This window comes from Terriglobia bacterium (assembly GCA_020072815.1).
Taxonomy (GTDB): Bacteria; Acidobacteriota; Terriglobia; order Terriglobales; family Acidobacteriaceae; genus Angelobacter.
Genome location: JAIQGE010000018.1, coordinates 1 through 16,614, shown reverse-complemented (window position 1 = coordinate 16,614; position 16,614 = coordinate 1). Strand labels below are relative to the sequence as shown.

Annotated in this window: 14 protein-coding genes; 7 read left to right on the top strand and 7 right to left on the bottom strand. The window is 59.1% G+C overall.

The genetic code is table 11. The features are described 5' to 3' along the window. Positions 1-65: 65 nt before the first annotated feature. Complete coding sequence (locus LAO20_19225; protein MBZ5533567.1) at positions 66-2,720, bottom strand: hypothetical protein; 2,655 nt, start codon at positions 2,718-2,720, stop codon at positions 66-68. 625 nt (positions 2,721-3,345) lie between these two features. On the opposite strand from LAO20_19225, the gene LAO20_19220 reads away from it, so the two are divergent. Further along, complete coding sequence (locus LAO20_19220; GenBank protein ID MBZ5533566.1) at positions 3,346-4,437, top strand: hypothetical protein; 1,092 nt, start codon at positions 3,346-3,348, stop codon at positions 4,435-4,437. An 88-nt stretch (positions 4,438-4,525) separates the two neighbouring features. Here the strand turns inward: LAO20_19220 and LAO20_19215 are convergent, their stop codons facing one another. Beyond that, entirely contained in the window at positions 4,526-6,103 is a 1,578-nt protein-coding gene (locus LAO20_19215; GenBank protein ID MBZ5533565.1) for a thiol oxidoreductase-like protein, read from the bottom strand. A 292-nt stretch (positions 6,104-6,395) separates the two neighbouring features. On the opposite strand from LAO20_19215, the gene LAO20_19210 reads away from it, so the two are divergent. The 4 genes from LAO20_19210 to LAO20_19195 all read left to right on the top strand — a co-directional run bounded on the left by LAO20_19210 (position 6,396) and on the right by LAO20_19195 (position 9,112). After that, complete coding sequence (locus LAO20_19210; protein MBZ5533564.1) at positions 6,396-6,674, top strand: DUF507 family protein; 279 nt, start codon at positions 6,396-6,398, stop codon at positions 6,672-6,674. Next, positions 6,671-6,946 carry a DUF507 family protein gene (locus LAO20_19205; GenBank protein ID MBZ5533563.1) on the top strand — a complete coding sequence of 92 codons (276 nt, stop codon included), beginning with the start codon at positions 6,671-6,673 and terminating at the stop codon, positions 6,944-6,946. Before LAO20_19210 ends, LAO20_19205 begins: the two co-directional genes overlap by 4 nt. Then, positions 6,889-8,145, top strand: coding sequence for a tRNA epoxyqueuosine(34) reductase QueG (gene queG, locus LAO20_19200; GenBank protein MBZ5533562.1), 1,257 nt, complete (start codon positions 6,889-6,891; stop codon positions 8,143-8,145). The genes LAO20_19205 and queG overlap by 58 nt, the downstream gene beginning before the upstream one ends. A gap of 76 nt (positions 8,146-8,221) precedes the next feature. Continuing rightward, complete coding sequence (locus LAO20_19195) at positions 8,222-9,112, top strand: YwiC-like family protein (GenBank protein ID MBZ5533561.1); 891 nt, start codon at positions 8,222-8,224, stop codon at positions 9,110-9,112. Between the two features lie 494 nt (positions 9,113-9,606). Here LAO20_19195 and LAO20_19190 read toward each other — a convergent pair whose 3' ends face one another. Then, positions 9,607-10,665, bottom strand: coding sequence for a hypothetical protein (locus tag LAO20_19190; protein ID MBZ5533560.1), 1,059 nt, complete (start codon positions 10,663-10,665; stop codon positions 9,607-9,609). A 113-nt stretch (positions 10,666-10,778) separates the two neighbouring features. On the opposite strand from LAO20_19190, the gene LAO20_19185 reads away from it, so the two are divergent. After that, complete coding sequence (locus tag LAO20_19185) at positions 10,779-11,213, top strand: hypothetical protein (protein ID MBZ5533559.1); 435 nt, start codon at positions 10,779-10,781, stop codon at positions 11,211-11,213. A gap of 236 nt (positions 11,214-11,449) precedes the next feature. Next, on the top strand, positions 11,450-11,878 hold the full coding sequence (locus LAO20_19180; protein MBZ5533558.1) for a hypothetical protein: 429 nt from the start codon (positions 11,450-11,452) through the stop codon (positions 11,876-11,878). Between the two features lie 3 nt (positions 11,879-11,881). Here LAO20_19180 and LAO20_19175 read toward each other — a convergent pair whose 3' ends face one another. The 4 genes from LAO20_19175 to LAO20_19160 form a co-directional block, all read right to left on the bottom strand. Further along, positions 11,882-13,261, bottom strand: coding sequence for a c-type cytochrome (locus LAO20_19175; GenBank protein MBZ5533557.1), 1,380 nt, complete (start codon positions 13,259-13,261; stop codon positions 11,882-11,884). A 308-nt stretch (positions 13,262-13,569) separates the two neighbouring features. Further along, positions 13,570-14,820, bottom strand: coding sequence for an RNA polymerase sigma factor (locus LAO20_19170; protein ID MBZ5533556.1), 1,251 nt, complete (start codon positions 14,818-14,820; stop codon positions 13,570-13,572). A 65-nt stretch (positions 14,821-14,885) separates the two neighbouring features. Continuing rightward, positions 14,886-15,242, bottom strand: a complete 357-nt coding sequence (locus LAO20_19165; GenBank protein MBZ5533555.1) for a YciI family protein — start codon at positions 15,240-15,242, stop codon at positions 14,886-14,888. A 308-nt stretch (positions 15,243-15,550) separates the two neighbouring features. After that, the gene (locus LAO20_19160; protein MBZ5533554.1) at positions 15,551-16,033 is read right to left on the bottom strand and encodes a GIY-YIG nuclease family protein; all 483 of its coding nucleotides are present in this window, start codon (positions 16,031-16,033) and stop codon (positions 15,551-15,553) included. Between the last annotated feature and the right edge of the window lie 581 nt (positions 16,034-16,614).

Sequence of the window (16,614 nt, the reverse complement as noted above, 5' to 3'; positions counted from 1 at the left end):
ATAGGGGGAGGTTGTCTGGTCCCTGCCAACCTAATGGGTGGGCGGGAACTGCGAACGCTTGCAAATTAGTTGGGCCGGACATTTTGCACCCCCAGTAAGTTCTGAAGGAACGTGGGAATTGGTTTGCCGCCGTTCTGTCCTGTGGCAGGAACCTCCATAAATTGGTTAGCTGCCTGCCCGGGGTGCGCCGGATCTTTCACGGGATAACCATTCGATCCCACCGGATGGCCATTGCTCGTAAACAGTTGCGGGTGATCAAAGGGAGCTGACTGGTTCACGGTACGCGGATCGGTCAGACCGATGCGCAGGAAATCAACCAGGTCTTGCTGGTCCTGCAGGGTCAGGCCAAGAACGTCAATGTCGGCATCCATGTACTGGTGCTCTTCACCGAAGGTATTGAAATCACCGCCGCGGTTGTAGAACTCGACGACTTGTTCCAGAGTTAACTGGCTGCCGTTGTGGAAATAGGGGGCCGTCAGGGCCACGTTGCGCAACTGGGGCGCCTTGAAGAAACCGCCCCTGGCAGTCTGATCGTTGCAGTTCAGAGGCGACATGGAGATGCCGTCGCCCGGACGCCCGGGGATCATGAGGACTTCGCCGGAACCGTTGCAGATGCGCTGGCGGAGATACTCCGATTGCGAGAGCGGCAAACCGGCCACCGGATCGGATCCCGCCAGTCCGCCATCTTCCGCGGTGGGCCGAACACCGATGTGATAGTAGCCGGTGTCATAGACCCGAACCTGCATGTCCGCCATGATCATGCGTTCTGAGGGGCCCACAGAGCTCACCGTACCCACTGAGGCGTTGGAGAGTTCCGGGCCGCCATGGCAGTTGACGCAACGGCCTTTGGTTTGGAACACGAGCAGGCCGCGAAGCTGGCCGGTGGTCAACGGCGTGGCGCCGACCGAGTAGCTGATCTTGACAGGGAATGTGGAGAGTGGCGGCATCCCGAATGACAAAGTGAGCTTGCCGGTGGCGTAATCAATGTTGCCGATATCGAGTCCGGGACCCATCACCCGTCCATCGCCGGAATCGAAGGCGTAGGCCATGTCCTGGTCGGTAAAATCCGCCAGCGGATCGAGCCCGATGACCGAGAGGGTGTAGGGCTGAATACCAGGATCCAGTTGAATGGTGTAGAACTGGGTATGGTTGTCGCCGATCAGGTTGTAAGTCTTTTGCCCTTCCATGTACTTATCGAAGGGAGTCTGGTCGGCAACCAGAGTGCTCTCGTACATCTGGATGGCAACGCCCCAGAACAACGAGAAGTTGTATTCCATCTGCGAATATTGCTGGGTGCCGCTGCTGCAGGCCTGAACAGACGGGTTGGTGGTGTTGGCCACGCTGCCGTCGGGATTCAGGCAAAGAGCGTCTGCAAACTGCCACCAATCCGGCAGGAAGGCCTTCTTAATAAGGTCGGAGTATTGGACTTTGAGTCCGTTGCCGGCGGGCGCATTGGACATCGCGCCCAGCACGCTGTCAGAGGGATCAACCAGCTGCTTGGCCAGCGGGGTACGGTTGAGAAGCTTCTTGCCAACCTGGTGGAAATCGCGTCCATCGGCGGACATCTCAGTGCCGTTAAGAATCGGGCCCAGGGACTGGGAGCAGAGCGCCGAGTTCACCATGCTTACGTGAGCCTGAGCAAGCTTGCCGTCTCCGCCGATTGCCAGCAGGTGGGCGGAATTGTCGCGGGCGCCGAAGGGGTTGCCGCCATTGCAAATATTCTGGGCGCGTCCATCCCAGAAATTGCGGAAATTAAAGACCGCGTTCACGGCGCTGGGAGTATTGCGGCCCGTGGTCCTGCGGGTGTTGATGCGCGCGCCCGGGTTGTCCGGATCGGGATAAGAGAAGACCGGATCAGGCACCGAGGTGCCAGATTCCACGCTAGTGGTTTGGGGGGTTAAGCCAATGCGACCGCCGCCGACGTGAACGATGGTGTTCTGGGTGGAGAAGCCGCCACCGCCACCGATGGAATTGCCGCCGAACCCAGGATGCGATCCTGGCTGGCGCGGGATTGCGCCCGGGCCGCCGCGAACCATTCCCGGTCCACCATCTTGTACAGGATTAATCTCGGGGAGGCCACTGCCGTCGCCGCCGCCATTGGGATCAAGTACCGGCCGGCCCTTGCCGCTGGAGTTATCTATTCTGACGACCACCTGGCTCATCTTGCTGAGAAACACGCCTTGCGAACCAGAAACGTCATTGACGTCAGAGATCACGCTAAAGCGATCATTGACGTTGGCAAGCTTGCGGAAGGGAAAATCGCCGTCGTGGTAGCCGCCAAATCCGGCTCCCGGGGTCCCGGCTGTGTAGCGAAGGTTGGGAAACAGAGATCCGTTCAGCGGAACGCCTAACTGAAAGCTGTTGTCGCCGCCGGCCTGTCCTGGATTGACGTCGTTGTTAAAGCGGCTGTCGGCACCGGCATTGAAATGGCAACTGGCACAGGCCTGAACGTCATCACTGCCTGCCTGCATCTCCCAGAACAACGCCTTCCCAAGCTGGATGGCTGCGGTCTTATCGGCAAGAATTCCCTCCATGCCGAACACCGGAGGGATTGGAACACTGGACAGTGGCGCAAGAGGACGCAAGGGAATGACCATCCCCTGCTCGGGCAATCCGCTGCTCTGGGCGCGCACATGGCCGTAGTAACCCAATGCTGCAACGATTGCCACCACCCACGTGAAGATGCGCACAAAGGCCAGAGTACCGGAAGACGGTTTCATGGTGATTTCTCCTAAAAGTTTTGCCCTAAGCAGTCGTCACAAACGTCGTCACTTTTTTCGCGGTACTCGACAGCAGCGAACTTGATCGCGTGTGCTCGACAGCAGTGGACCGAGGGGCCACCGCGAGAAAGATTGTGTGCTTAGGCAATTAGAAGCTGATTAGGTGTGCGTTAAAACTTTTAATGAACTAATGCGGGAAGCTACTATCTCTGTAACTTATTAATAATAAGATGGTTGCGCTAACGATGCGGTCTAGTAGACGGCTCGCAAGCGAACCGCCAGACGGGCCAAAAATGGGCCATTTTGGCACTAACCGGCCCTGTTCTAATATTCGTCGTGACATGTACTGACGTCACGTGGAAGATGGCCCTACGGTCCATCAGCCTTAGTTCCATCTGCCCAGCCCCTTCCAAATGGTGCAAGTAAGCTGCGAAATAAATACAAATTTATGAAGCGTATTTTCGCGAAGCCAGGCGTGATCCAAACCCGGTGTCAGAGTTGCGGGGAAGAGCGCGGTCGCCCAAACATTACGGAGGTACCCGCGCGCGAACAACAAAAATTCTTGCGTCACGCAAATCCGGGGTTATCATCCGTTCATATGCGTCAAAATCTTCGACGGACAAGTGTGATCGTAACCAGAGTGTCTGGCTGGGTGATGGCGGTTTGCTTCATCCTGCTTTTGTCGGGGTGTGTGATCTCGCCGCGCCGTCCGGACCCGGGCGCAGGTAGTGGCGGCGGAACGCCCACGCCTACACCAACACCTACGCCAGTACCTACACCTACGCCTACCCCAGCGCCCACCGGCAAGCTCTATGTGAGCAACGATACGGCAAACGCGATTCTCCGCTTCGATAACGCGTTCACGGCGAACGGGGCAGCCACTCCCGCAGCTCCCGTGACGGGCGCATCTACCAAGCTCAATTCCCCGCAATACGTCTTCCTGGACGCAGCGACGGACCAGTTGTATGTGGCCAATTCAGGCACCAGCTCAATTCTGGTGTTTTCCAACGCCAGTGCCATGTCTGGCAACGTGGCGCCCTCGCGGGAAATTACTGCTACCCTACTTGGGGGGCCGTCGGACTTGGCGTTAGACAAGACGAGGGACCTGCTTTACGTGGTGGATGGAGCGGACATTGTAGGTTTCGCCAATGCTTCCACGGCCAACGGATTTCTCACTCCGTCGCAGTTACTGGCACTGACGTTCGCGCCGCAGGCGATTTTCGTGGATGCCACCAACGACCGCATGTATGTGGCGGACCCGGCGGGCAACCGGATTGTGGTCTTTGATGCGGTCAGCACCCTCAGCGGCGGGGTGGTTGCTTCCCGGACCATCAGCGGCGCAGGTACGCAACTGGCCGCACCGTCAGGCGTGCTGGTGGACTCCGGCGGCCGGCTGGTAGTGACCAACTCCGGCACCACACCGACGATCACCATTTACAGCAATGCCGCAACGGCCAACGGGAACCTCGCGCCGGTAGCGGTCATTAGCGGCGCCAGCACCACACTCAGCGGTCCGAACCAGATTGTCGCGGACTCCGCGCCAGGAGGAGGCGAGCTGTATGTGGCGGACCCAACGGCAGGGTCGGTTGATATCTTTGCCAATCTTGCCGCCGCGAACGGAAACATTGCTCCGACACGCAGACTGACTGGAACCGGAGTGACCCAGGGAGCTGCAGCACCCACGGCACGCGGAGTCGCGCTGGATGTCACTCGCTGACCCTGTCCGGGCAGATTACTTGCAGGAATTGAAAATGGACCGCCAACTCGGCGGTCCATCTTTTTTGGCAAGCTGAAAATGCTGCCTATTACTCGGGATCACTGGGATCGTTGAACAAAACGGTCAGTTTAATGCTGCCGTGGCCGAATTGCGGAAACCCAGGAGCGGTGCGGATTCCAGGGTCAAGGGTGGAAGCAGTGTCGTCCGGCGGGAACAGTACCAAGGTATTCAGGAACGCCTGGATGCGCTCTTGATCTTGGTCTTCCAGTTTCGCGTAGGCGTCGCGTGAAGCCTGGGCTTCGCCGCCGTGACGCAGGATGACTTCGTGCAGGTTGATGCTGCGGCCGTCGTGCCCGTAAGGGCTGGTGGTGGCCACGCCCCACAGCGGACGCGTGAGGAACTCCTTGGTCAGCGACCCGTCATAGTTGCGTTCGTAAAACGCCGGGCCAACGTCATGCCGCTTGAAGTCGGTAAAAATGTTGGTCACCAGGAAGGGCCCTCCGGCAGGCTTCTTGATGCTGGGGAAACCGCTGTTGTCGTGGACTTCTTGAATGAAGGCCGTGGCGGTGGCAAACAGATTGTTGAAATTACCGCGGACCGGATCAAAGACCGTGTCCAAGTCAGCCACGCGGCGGTCATGTTCAATCAGCAGATCAGACACGTGGCAAGAAGAACAGCCAATCCTGTCGAACAGCCTGCGGCCTTTCCTGGTCTCTTCCGTCTGCCTGTAAACCGCGGGCTTGAAGTAATGAAGAAGATAGAACTCTTCGTGGTCCACCAGGCTGACGGGGAGTTCGTTGGTGATGCCGTCGCCATCGGGATCCGCGCCGGCTTCCGGGGACGGCGGCGCGTCAATCTTGTCCAGCGAACCATCCAGCACCATGCCGGAGGGCGTGACTACGCGACCACCGGCGCTGGCCTTGGCCATGTCAGGGTCAAAGGCTTCCAGTCCCATTTCATTCTTGAACGCGCCAACCAGGAATTCCCGGATCGAGATGGTGCTGCCTTCGGCAAAGAAGGGGCGCACGCGCAGGTCAGGATTCACGCCATCAACGTTGGAAGTATCGAAGCTGCCGTCAGGGTTGGCGGTGATGGAGCCGAAGGAGATGCCTTTGGCGACAAGCTTGCGCGTTACGGCGTGCTTGGTTTTGTTGGCGTCAATCGCGGCCTGAGCGCGAATGCTGCGCAGGTCGGTGGTCATCTCATCGGCCAACATTTCTTTCAAACCAAGCCCGAAGAGGTGGGGAGCGTCGCGGCTGTCAGGACGCGTGGCCACGTCGCCACCGGCTCCGGCAGCACCGCGCGGACGACCGTGACAGCCAGCACAACTGTCTACAAGGCCGGCGCCAATGCCGCCGATCTTCGTTATATCGCCCACGCCGTCGTGGTTGTTGGGCCCTTGCCCTTCAGCCCGTGTGAATTTGCGCTGGAAGATCTGGCGTCCGCGGCGAACCGAGCGAAACGGGTCGCGGTTGATGATGAACAGCGAAGAGTTGGGCGTGAGCAGATCACCGCGGCCGGGGCCGATTTCATCCGCCAGAGATTTATTGATTCCAGCCTTGGCCGGATTGGGAGCTTTGTTATTGTCCACCAACTGGGCAACTGCCAGGGAGGAAGCCAGCAAGCAAAATGCTGCTGCTGACAGGACGAGTGTCAAGAGTCTCATTCTCATGGGACTACTCCTTCTACTTTTGTGTCGAGCGGTAAAGCGGTGGGTTCCCGGTCGGTCTATTCTCCAGTTGGTGGCGGGCAAATGGAGAAAAAGCAGTGGGGCAATACTACCGTGCAATGCCCGATCGTGCTCATCTTTCTTGGGCCAGCGTCTTCGTGAACGGCAGCGAAGCTTCATGGAAGAATAGTGATCGCCCCGGCGCAGCGTTACAGGCTGGCTTAGGCTTTTCAGCGTTTCACTGCTCTTGTGTTAAACTATTTTTTTCAATCACATACACTCAAACAGCATGCTCTTTTCTAAAGAATATGTCGGGTACCTGGCCCGGCAAGTAACCCAAAAGCTGGTCAAGGGCGAATTCATTGAAGTGAAGGAATTCGCTCCGGTCGCCGAGGCCATGAACGCGGCGCTGCTGGAAGAGCTCCAGCTGGAAGACCGCATTAATGATGAAGTCCGCCTGATCCTGGAGCAATACGACGACGAAATGCGCAAAGCCGGCGCCAGCTACCAGGAGATGTTCAAAAAAATCAAGAACGAACTGGTGAAGAAATACAAGGCGGTGTTGTGAGACTTTCCCGCGACAAAGTGAACAAGCTGGCCCACGTGGTCGCCGACGCCCTGGCCGAACTGGACCAGGTGGAGTTCCTGGAAGACCGGAACACCATCCGCGTGGAAGCACGGCGCATCCTGGAAGAACTGATGAACGAAGAAGCCAAGATTGATAAAGCCGCCCGGGCAAAAATTGAAAGCCAGAAGCGCACCATTGCGGAAGGCACCCAGGAATGGGACATCCTGTACCGCAAGTATTACGGCGAGGAAGTCAAAAAGCTGGGGATCTAGACCGCCATCCATTCTTATCCAGGATCCTTCAGTCTTTCCCAGACCTTGCTCCACCCGTCTTATCTATCTCGACCTCAAGTTTCTCGCCTTCCCCACAAATCCTAGATAATGGTGCGGTGATCTCGCGCGAACAACTCGCCCACACGGCCAAGCAGGCCGCTGCCCAAGCCGGATTTGAGCTGGCCGGAGTTGCGCCGGTTGGCGAAGACGATTTCCCCGAGTTGCAGGCTTTCGTCGAATGGATTGAAGCCGGCAACGCCGGAGAGATGACGTACCTGGAGAAGCGCGGGGAGAACGGTGAGTTGCGCCGCGCGTCCGCCAGGAACGCCGCGCCGTGGGCCCGTTCAGTCATCGTCTGCGCGCTGAATTACAACACGCAGAGACCCTATTCAACGCAGGTGCACGATCAGCAGCGCGGATGGATTTCCCGCTATGCCTGGGGCGCCAAGGACTACCACGACGCGCTGATGCCCCGGCTGCTGCAGGTGGAAGCGGCCATCAAGTCGGCAGCGACTGAGCACGGGCTGGACGTGCAGGCGCGAAGCTACGTGGACACCGGGCCGATTGTGGAGCGGGTTTACGCCAAGTACGCCGGCGTGGGATGGATCGGAAAGAACACATGCATCATCCATCAGAAGCTTGGCTCGTGGTTGTTTCTGGGCGTAATCCTGACTTCGCTGGAGCTGGCTGCTGACGTTCCGGCGGCCGACTGCTGCGGCAGTTGCACGCGCTGCATGGACGCTTGCCCCACGGAAGCCATCATTGCGCCAGGCAAGCTGGATGCGCGGCGCTGCATTGCTTATCTCACCATCGAAAAGCGCGGTGAAATTCCCCGAGAGCTGCGCGCGGGCATGGGCCATCACGTGTTCGGTTGCGACATCTGCCAGGACGTCTGTCCGTGGAACAACAAGAGCGGCAACGCGCCGCCGACTTCCCTGCCGGAATTTCAGGCCCGGGAGAAAGTGTTTCATCCGGAGTTGAAGTCATTGGCGCAGATGGACGAAGCAGGCTTTCGAGAAGTGTTACGCGGATCACCGGTGAAACGCGCGAAGTACGCGGGGTTGCGGCGGAATGTGGCCGTCGCTATGGGCAACAGCGGCAATAAGCAATTCATTCCCGATTTGGAGAGAATGGCTGCGGGTGCGGATCCCGTGGTTGCGGAACATGCGCGTTGGGCGATCAAGAAGTTGTCATCGTGAGCAAGGTACCGATGTGATCGTGGTCACAGCCGGAAAGTGAGTTGCGGCATGAGAATGGTTTTTCGAGAACACTCTCATGCGCGCACACAGCCTGCCCCAAACCAACCGGACGAGCACAGCCAGCGTCTTGACTTTCCCGCCCACGCAAATGCAGAAGCTCCTGTTGCCCAGGGAGCACGGATCGTGGGGCCTGTGGGCCTTGCCGTTGATCAGCGGGGCGATGGTGGGCTGGATTTCAGGAAAGGGACAGACGCCGGCATCATTGGTCCTGTTCTGGTTCTGTCTGGCCGCAGCATGCGCCTTCCTGGTCTATCAGCCGCTGGAGGTGTTGCTGGATTTGTCTCCGCTGAAAGCGCGTTCCAAAACCGAGCGACGGCTGGCATGGTCGTGGGTATTCGCAGCAACGGCTGTGGGAATGCTGAGCATGGTCGAGTTGGTTCGCTTGGGCCGCGGGCGCGTGCTGCTGTTCGCTACGTTGGGGCTGGCGTGCTTCGGCGTGCGTTGGCTGTTCGGCAAGACGCGCGCGTTGCGCGAGGGCAAGCAGATCGTGGGCGCGTTGGGCCTCACTTCCGCGGCGGCGGGCGCTTACTACGTGACCACCGGCAGAATTGACGCCACGGCGCTGCTGCTCTGGGGCGCCAGCTGGCTCTTTGCGTCGGGCCAAATTGAGTTTGTGCAGCTCTGCATCAGCACGGCGTCCGCCAAATCGCGCCTGGAAAAGTTCGCGGCAGGGCGCAAAGTCTTTTATCTGCACCTGCTCCTGGTGGTGGCTTCGATTGCCGCCGCCGAGGCGGGACTGGTTTCCATCCTGATGGGCATCGCGTTCATCCCCGCGATGTTGCGGTTGATCGCATGGGGCGCGGCGCGTCCGCACAAAATTAATTTCCACGTGCTGGGTTTCGCCGAGTTGTCCCAGAGTTTCCTGTTCAGCGGACTGCTGGTGGCGGCGTTTGTGATTCGCGGATAGCGGATTAAGTGTCGCCGCTACGGGGCCCGTCATTTTAAACCAGCGCACCCAGGCCTGCCGGCCTAGGCTAACTCATTTCGCGCCTACGGCGCTTTGGTTTGAAGAAGGAACGACCTGAATCGGCATCGGCTGGTTAGTTTGAAGAAGGAAAGACCAGCGTCGACGCTCGATGAGAGGTTTGCAGCGGTTTTTCAACCAGAGATGTCTAGGCAGTTGCAGGAAATGATTTCCCAAAGGCACGGGGTTGAAGTCCTGTGAAAATGCCCTAACGCGGCATGGCAAGGGAGAGATCCTCGGGATCCTTCGACTCGCCCTTGCTCCCTGCGGTCGCTCGAGCTCGCTCAGGATGACGATGGAAAACGAGGTCGCTCAGCGCGTGGGTCTTGGTTGATGAGGAAGGACAGTTAGGCGTTCAGGAGAATTGTGATTGGGTCGTTCTTGGCAGGAAGGACTGTCAAGCGTTCACGAAAACTGCGACTGGGAGTTCCCTTCCTTCACGAAAACTGCGACCTGAAAACGCCTTTGATGTTCGCCAAGCGCGCTTCCAGGGTACGCGCTTCATTGGCAAGGCCGAGTTCGTTGGCGGTGGAAATGGCGTCGTAGAAAGCTTCTTTGGCGCTGCTGTAAAGACCCGTCGTGCCGAAACGGGTCTCATACATCTGGTCATAATATTTTTCGCCCAGCGCCTGGCATTTGCGCAGGCGGGCCAGCTTCAAATCACGGTCGGTACGTTCCATGGGCGGGTCGGCGGGATCGAACTTCACCGGCAGCGCGGTCAGCATGAGGCGATTGGAAGTAAGCCGGGCGACGCGAAATTCTTCCGGCAGCTCAGCCGGACTGGACGCCTCCGGAAGCAGCATGAAATCCTGATAGAACGGTGCGCGCAGCAGCGATTTCCAGTCTTCATCCATCAGCCAGGGATCGGCGACGGGGAAAACGCAGAACTCAGCGGCGATGTCAGAGCACAAACTGCCCAGCACGCGGGCCAGGCGCATAGCGGGTTCGGTGCGGCGTGCCTGCCGGGCATAAGCTTCATCGTGTTCGTGCAGCAGGACCACGGCTTCGCCGCGACCGCGGAGACGAAATTCCAGATGAAAGCGCTCGTCGCCGGAGAGGGCGGCCACGCATCCGTCCCATGTGTGGCCGGACGCCGCCAAGTGCGCGCCGGAAGGATCGGCCAGGCGCTCACCCCACTTCCACCAGCGTTCCTGCAGGTCATAGTGCAGCCGGGCGATGTTCACGCCCTCACGCATGGTGAAACCGCGGTCCATGATGGAGTGCAGCGCGGATTCAATCAGCTTTTCCGGTTCAATCTCCAGTCCCCACAACACGGCGGTGCGGTCCTGGGACGCGCGGGAGATCACGGGCTGCAACGCATCGCAAGGGACAGTGACCACCTGCGTGCCGGCAGGCGAATGAAACCGGACATCGGCGCTCACCAGTTCGCCTTGCTGATTGCGCGTGACGCTAACCACCGCGCCTTCTGCGTCCTTGGGCAGCGTGACGCCGGGAAGTTCGCGCAGCAGGCGCACGGTTTCTTCTGGATACAACAATCTTGCTCCTCCCTCTCCGGCAGATTACTTGGCGACGCGGCCCGGCGGCAACTCGTATTTCATGGTACATTGCTGCCCGGCCTGATTCTGAATGCGCAGAGGACGTGTCACCCATGCCCAACGGCGGTCCGGACAATTGCGGGACATGCGGGTTCAATCGCCGCAACCGCGGCATCTGGCGCAACCCGGAGCCGGACGAAACGCAGACAGCATTCTGTGAACTACGCGGCGTTGCTCCCCTGGGCGACCACTGGAATTACTGCCAGAACTGGCACACGCGCACTCGCCAGATTGTTGGACCGGTTTACGTCTCCGGCCTGTACGAAGGCGGATACCGCCGCATTCCCTGGCACGGCAACGTGCAACCGGAGTTTATTGACGCCGGTGTTTGCCGCGAATGCAAAAAGACGTTTGAAGAAGGTATCTCCATCGCCCAGATGGAGAGCGCGCCGGCCGAGTTCTGCAGCAACCTGCACTACCTGCAATGGTGGCAGCGCCAGCATCCAGGGGAAGAAGCGCCGATGAGCAGAGGCATTTGGGAGCATTGAACGAAGAACTCGCGCGACTCTGGCGCGGCAACAGCCTTGCTGCTACATTAATCGGCATGAAACGTCTTGCACATTTGATTCTTATCGTGTGTTTCGCTGCAATTTGCTCGGGCGGTGCGACGCGTAAACAGACGGTCTCGTCATCAACCCAGGCTCCCGCGGCGGCCGCGCAGCAAACTCCGGCGGCCACGCCCGCGCCAACCGCAGCAAAAGCCATCGAGGCGCGAAGCAGCGACGTGGATACGATTGAGCACATCATCGCCGCGGTGTATGACGTGATCTCCGGTCCGCCCGGACTGCGCGACTGGGACCGCTTCCGCTCGCTGTACTATCCCGGCGCGCGCATGATTCCCAGCCGGCGCGACGACAAAGGTTCCGTCGTCGCCCGCGTGAACACGCCGGACGAATACGCCGCGCGCGCACAGGAGTTCTTCAGCAAAGAAGGCTTCTTTGAAAATTCCATCGCCAACCGCACCGAGGTCTGGGACCACATGGCGCACGTGTGGAGCACCTACGAATCGCGCCACGCCAAAGGTGATCAGCCGTTCGCGCGCGGCATCAACAGCTTTCAGTTGATCCACGACGGCAAGCGCTGGTGGATCCTCTCCGTCTATTGGGAAGGGGAGGACAAAGATCATCCGCTGCCGGAAAAATATCTGAAGTAGTCGCTACTTCAAGGTGCGGATGTAGGCGATCAGGCCTTTGATCTGGTCGTCGGTCAGCTTGCCGGCGAAGGCCGTCATTTTCCCTTTGCCTTTTTTTACGGCGTCAAAAAGCTCGGCGTCAGATTGCTTGGCGACTTCCGGCGCATGAAAGTCCTTCGCGCCCATTTTCTGGCCGGCTGCGCTGCCTTTGCCGTCAGCGCCGTGACATATCTGGCACTTGGATTTGTAGAGCGCTGCCGATTCTGGGGACGCTACGGCGGCAGCGGCTTGGGGAGCCGTGGACGCTTTCTTGGCCGGCTCAGCGGGTTTGGCGTCGGCTGTTTTCTTCGGCGGGGCTGCGGGCTTGGCCGCGTCCGCTTCTGCCATCACCAGCAAGGTAAACGTCCCCGGCTTCATCTTGCGGCTCGGACGGTCACCTTCCTTGGCCGGCGGCACGATTTCAATCTCCGCGGTGACCAGATAGACGTTGTGATTGTTCGTGTCCAGCGCCATGGTGCGTGCGAACTTCTGGGTCTCCGCGTTCTGCACCACGGTGTATTTGTCCGGCGAGTCTTCGTGAACCACGGTCAGCGTGCCGTCGCCATTGGAGCTGAAAGCGAGCTGCGTGCCGGGATCAAACGCGTTGGCGTCCACGCCCTCACCAATGGGCACCGTGGCCACCACTTTGCCGTCGTCAGCGTTAATCACGGCCATAACTTTGTTGTGGCAGCCGGCAAACAGGCGCCGGTGTGTCACGTCCATGTCCAGACCGGACGGCTCTTCACAGCCGGTTATCTTCCAGGTGTGGGCCACAGCAGCCTTGGCGGCGTTAATGCTGGTGAGTTCTGAGGTGTCTTCAATGTTGACGAAGACCAGGCCTTTGCCGTCGGCGACGGCGAACTCCGGCTTGCCGTTCAGCGGGATGTTGCCGACAAGTTTGTCAGTCACGGCGTCAATCACCGTGGCGTTCTTGCTGCGGCCGTTGAAGGCGAACACGCGTTTGGAGAACGCGTCATACATGATGGCGTCAGGATTTTCGCCGCCTTCAGTTTTGATCTTAGCCGTCTCTTTGAGAGTCTTCAGGTCAAACACGGTGACGGTGTTGTCGCGGCCGTTGCTGGTGAAGCCCTTGCCCAGGTCCGGCGCCAGCGCGATACCATGGACTCCGGCGGTGTCCGGGATATCGCCAAGCACGGTTCCCTTCTCCGGGTCCACGACCATGACGTGCGTGCCGCGCGAGATGAACAGCCGTTTGCCGGCGGGATCGTAGGTCAGGTAGTCCCAGCCGCCGTCGCCGCCGAGGACGTGCTTGTGTTTGAGCTGGTACTGTACGGGCGCCAGCGCGGGGAGTGAGAATGCAACGACGAAAACACAGATCAGGGCGACAATCAGTTTGGTGCGCATCGGGTCCACCTTATTGTTTCAGCATTGCTTCGTGACGCGAACTATTGTATTCGTTTGCTGATGGTTTGTCCGCTCAAGTCAAACCGCACGGGCCGTTTTGGACAATTGTGTTCCGCTTTTGGTCTGTCATGATTAGTACGCGAGCCACGCAAAAAAGAAAACGAGCATCTGGGACAGATTGGTGAGAACTCACTGACGCGGCATGGGCCGGGATAGATTCTCGGGGTCCTTCGACTGCGCGACGCCACGCTGCGCAGCGCCGCTCCGCTCAGGATGACTCAACTTAAGTGATGATTTGAATGTGAAATTCAGCCATTGCTCAATCGGCCTTCCACCTCGCGCAGCCGCCGTTCAAGATACTGCTTCTCGGTTGCGCTCTTTACCAGGTTGAGAGCGGCGCGGTAAGACGCGGCGGCTTCGGTCCACTGGCCGTCGCGGCGGAGCAAGTCAGCGCGCGCGGCAGGAAGAAGATAGTAGCCAGCGAGTTCGCCGCGCGACTGCAAATCGTCTAGCAGGCACAGTCCCTGCTGCGGTCCAAATGCCATGGCGATGGCCGCTGCGCGGTTCAGTTCCACTACAGGCGAAGGATGCGTTTGCCACAGCAGGTCGTAGAGGCGCGCGATCTGCGGCCAATCGGTGTCGCTGACGGTGGCCGCCTGCGCATGCAATGACGCAATCGCGGCCTGCAATGCGTATTCCTCATGATTTCCGGCACGCAGCGCGGATTCGGCCAGGGCCATGCCTTCGCGAATTTCATCCTGGTCCCACAGCGAGCGGTCTTGTTCCTCCAGCGTGATCAATTCGTTGCCGGGGCCGGTGCGGGCGGCGCGTCGCGAATCATGCAGCAGCATCAGAGCCAGTAAAGCGCGGGGGCCGGGATCCTCCGGCAGAAGTTCGCACAAGATGCGTCCCAGGCGGATGGCTTCCTGGCAGAGCTCGCGACGCACCAGGCTGTCGCCCGAACTGGCGGCGTAACCCTCATTGAACACCAGATAGATGACTAGCATCACCGCGTCCAGGCGGTCGGGCAGGTCGCGCTTGTCCGGCACGCGGTACGGAATCTGCGCCGCGCGGATTTTCTGCTTGGTGCGCACCAGCCGCTGCGCCATGGTGGGCAACGGGACGAGAAACGCGCGCGCGATCTCTTCCGTGGTGAGCCCGCACAGCGTGCGCAGCGTAAGCGCCACTTGCGACTCCTGCGCCAGCGCCGGATGGCAGCAGGTAAAGATCAGGCTGAGGCGTTCGTCGCGCATGGGTCCTTCGTCTATGGTGGTCTCCGCGCCGTGAACCGGCTGAGCTTCCGCCAGTCGCGCAAGGTCTTCTGCATCCTGCAACTCCACGCGGCGGGCGCGGCGGAGATGGTCAATCGCCTTGTGCCGCGCCGTGCTGATCAGCCAGGCACGCGGGTTTTGCGGCGGGCCCTCGCGCGGCCATTGTTCCACCGCGGCGGCGAAAGCTTCCTGCACGGATTCTTCCGCCAGATCAAAGCTGCCTACCAGGCGTATGACGCTGGCCAGCACGCGTCCCCATTCGTCGCGATAGATCTGCTCGATGTTCATGCGGCAGCGATAGTCTACGGCAAGCTCGCCGCCGCATGAACCCGTCGTGAGGCATCCCATGTCCCTTACATGTCGTCGTGTGGGTTGATGGGCCGGACTTCAATGGATCCCCAGCGTACTGACGGAATCCGCGCGGCCAGGCCCAGCGCTTCGTCCAGGTCTTTGGCGTCCACCAGGTAGTAGCCGCCCAGTTGCTCTTTGGTCTCGGCGAACGGGCCATCGGTGACGGCGCGCTTGCCGTCGCGCACGCGGACGGTAGTCGCGGTGGCGATGGGCTTCAGTTCATTGCCGCCGACGTACTTGCCGTTCTTCTTCAAGTCGGCGGAGAAGTCCATGAACTCTTTGTAAATTTTCATGCGTTCGGCGTCCTGCAGCGTGTCCCAGTGGGCTTCATTGCCGTAGATGAGCAAAAGATATTTCATAACGTCTCCTTTATCGTAGCCTGGCCTTTTCTCAGCGGGCTCGACGAGTAGTCGAACGGGCGGCGGCCAATTCGACAAAGGGCCAAAGAATTCTTTACAGAATATCTTCGCAAGTTTGGGGCGGGTGCGCATTCTTGTTACAGAAAGAGTCCTCCCGTCTCCAGGGGAGTTCATAGTGCGATGTAAGTTGGTCCCCCGCAGTGGGTGGTAATGCGCCGAGTCGTCCCCCGGATTTGCGGCGCCTTACCACCCAAGGACCATTTTTCTTAATCCCGAGCGTGTGCGAGGGAGCCCTATCGCCACGACGGCTAGTGGTTGTCAAAGTCGTTGTACCGAGTCCGCCGGACGACCGCAACATAAATCTCCAAGAGCGCTTGCTTGATGGGATCAGTCTCCTCTACATAACGGACGCTCATCTTGGCGATGCGGTCTTTGGCTTCCTCGAAAGCGGCCAGGAAGGTGGGATCTTCCATTAGAGCTGATCTGGATCCGTGCCCCTTCTTGTAAGTCGCCTTTATATTGCCCGTTTTTTCCCTTGCTAGGCGAAACGCAAATGCTGCCATGCGATGCGTCGCACCGGGACTGCAATGGCGCGATAACCTCTTCCTGATGTGGTTGCTGCGTCCAACGTAATGATCTTGGTCTCCTTCGGAGAGTAAATAAACACCTTTCTTACATGTACTGCGAGGCACGTTCAACGGCGTGATGGGCGCTGCAGCGATCAACTCCTGCAATTTTGAATGCAGACTCTCGATATAAGGGGCGAAGAGTGGGTCCATTGATTCGATCACTTGTGCTCCTTAAGTCAAAATGTTCTCTGGGATGCACCGATGAGCTAACGGCACTAACAGCCATGATATATGCCTTTGATTCGCGCGCTCCGCTTGCGCTTCGCGCTGGCCTTCGGCAGAGTCGAAGGAGACGTGGCAGTGCCACGTCTCTACGGTCCGATTCATGTGGCCCGAAGTTTTGCCTTGGTACTACGTCTTCAAGACACTTGACACGCGTGCTTGCTGATGTACTACTTCGTCGTTGATTCGCTATCATGAATCTGCTAGAGTCGGCCTGCGCCTCAGGGTGTGGAGCGACCTAGTTCATTGAAAATAAAGCAATTAGCAAGAAGCCGGTAGTTGGTACTTAGCATTTGGTACTTGGGTAAGAGCTTGCGACCCTCAGCCGATTCTTGGGTGACATTGGGTGACCTTGGGTGAGATTGGGTGAAACCGGGGGGGGGCGACTGTCTGGTTTGTCAAGGGCCAAGGGAAAGCGGATGGTGGAAAAGACGGCGGCAAGGCCGCCTTGGAAAACGCTTACGCGTTTCCCACTTTCCCCACCATCCCGACTGCGGCTGGCGATATTTAACTCAGAGCGA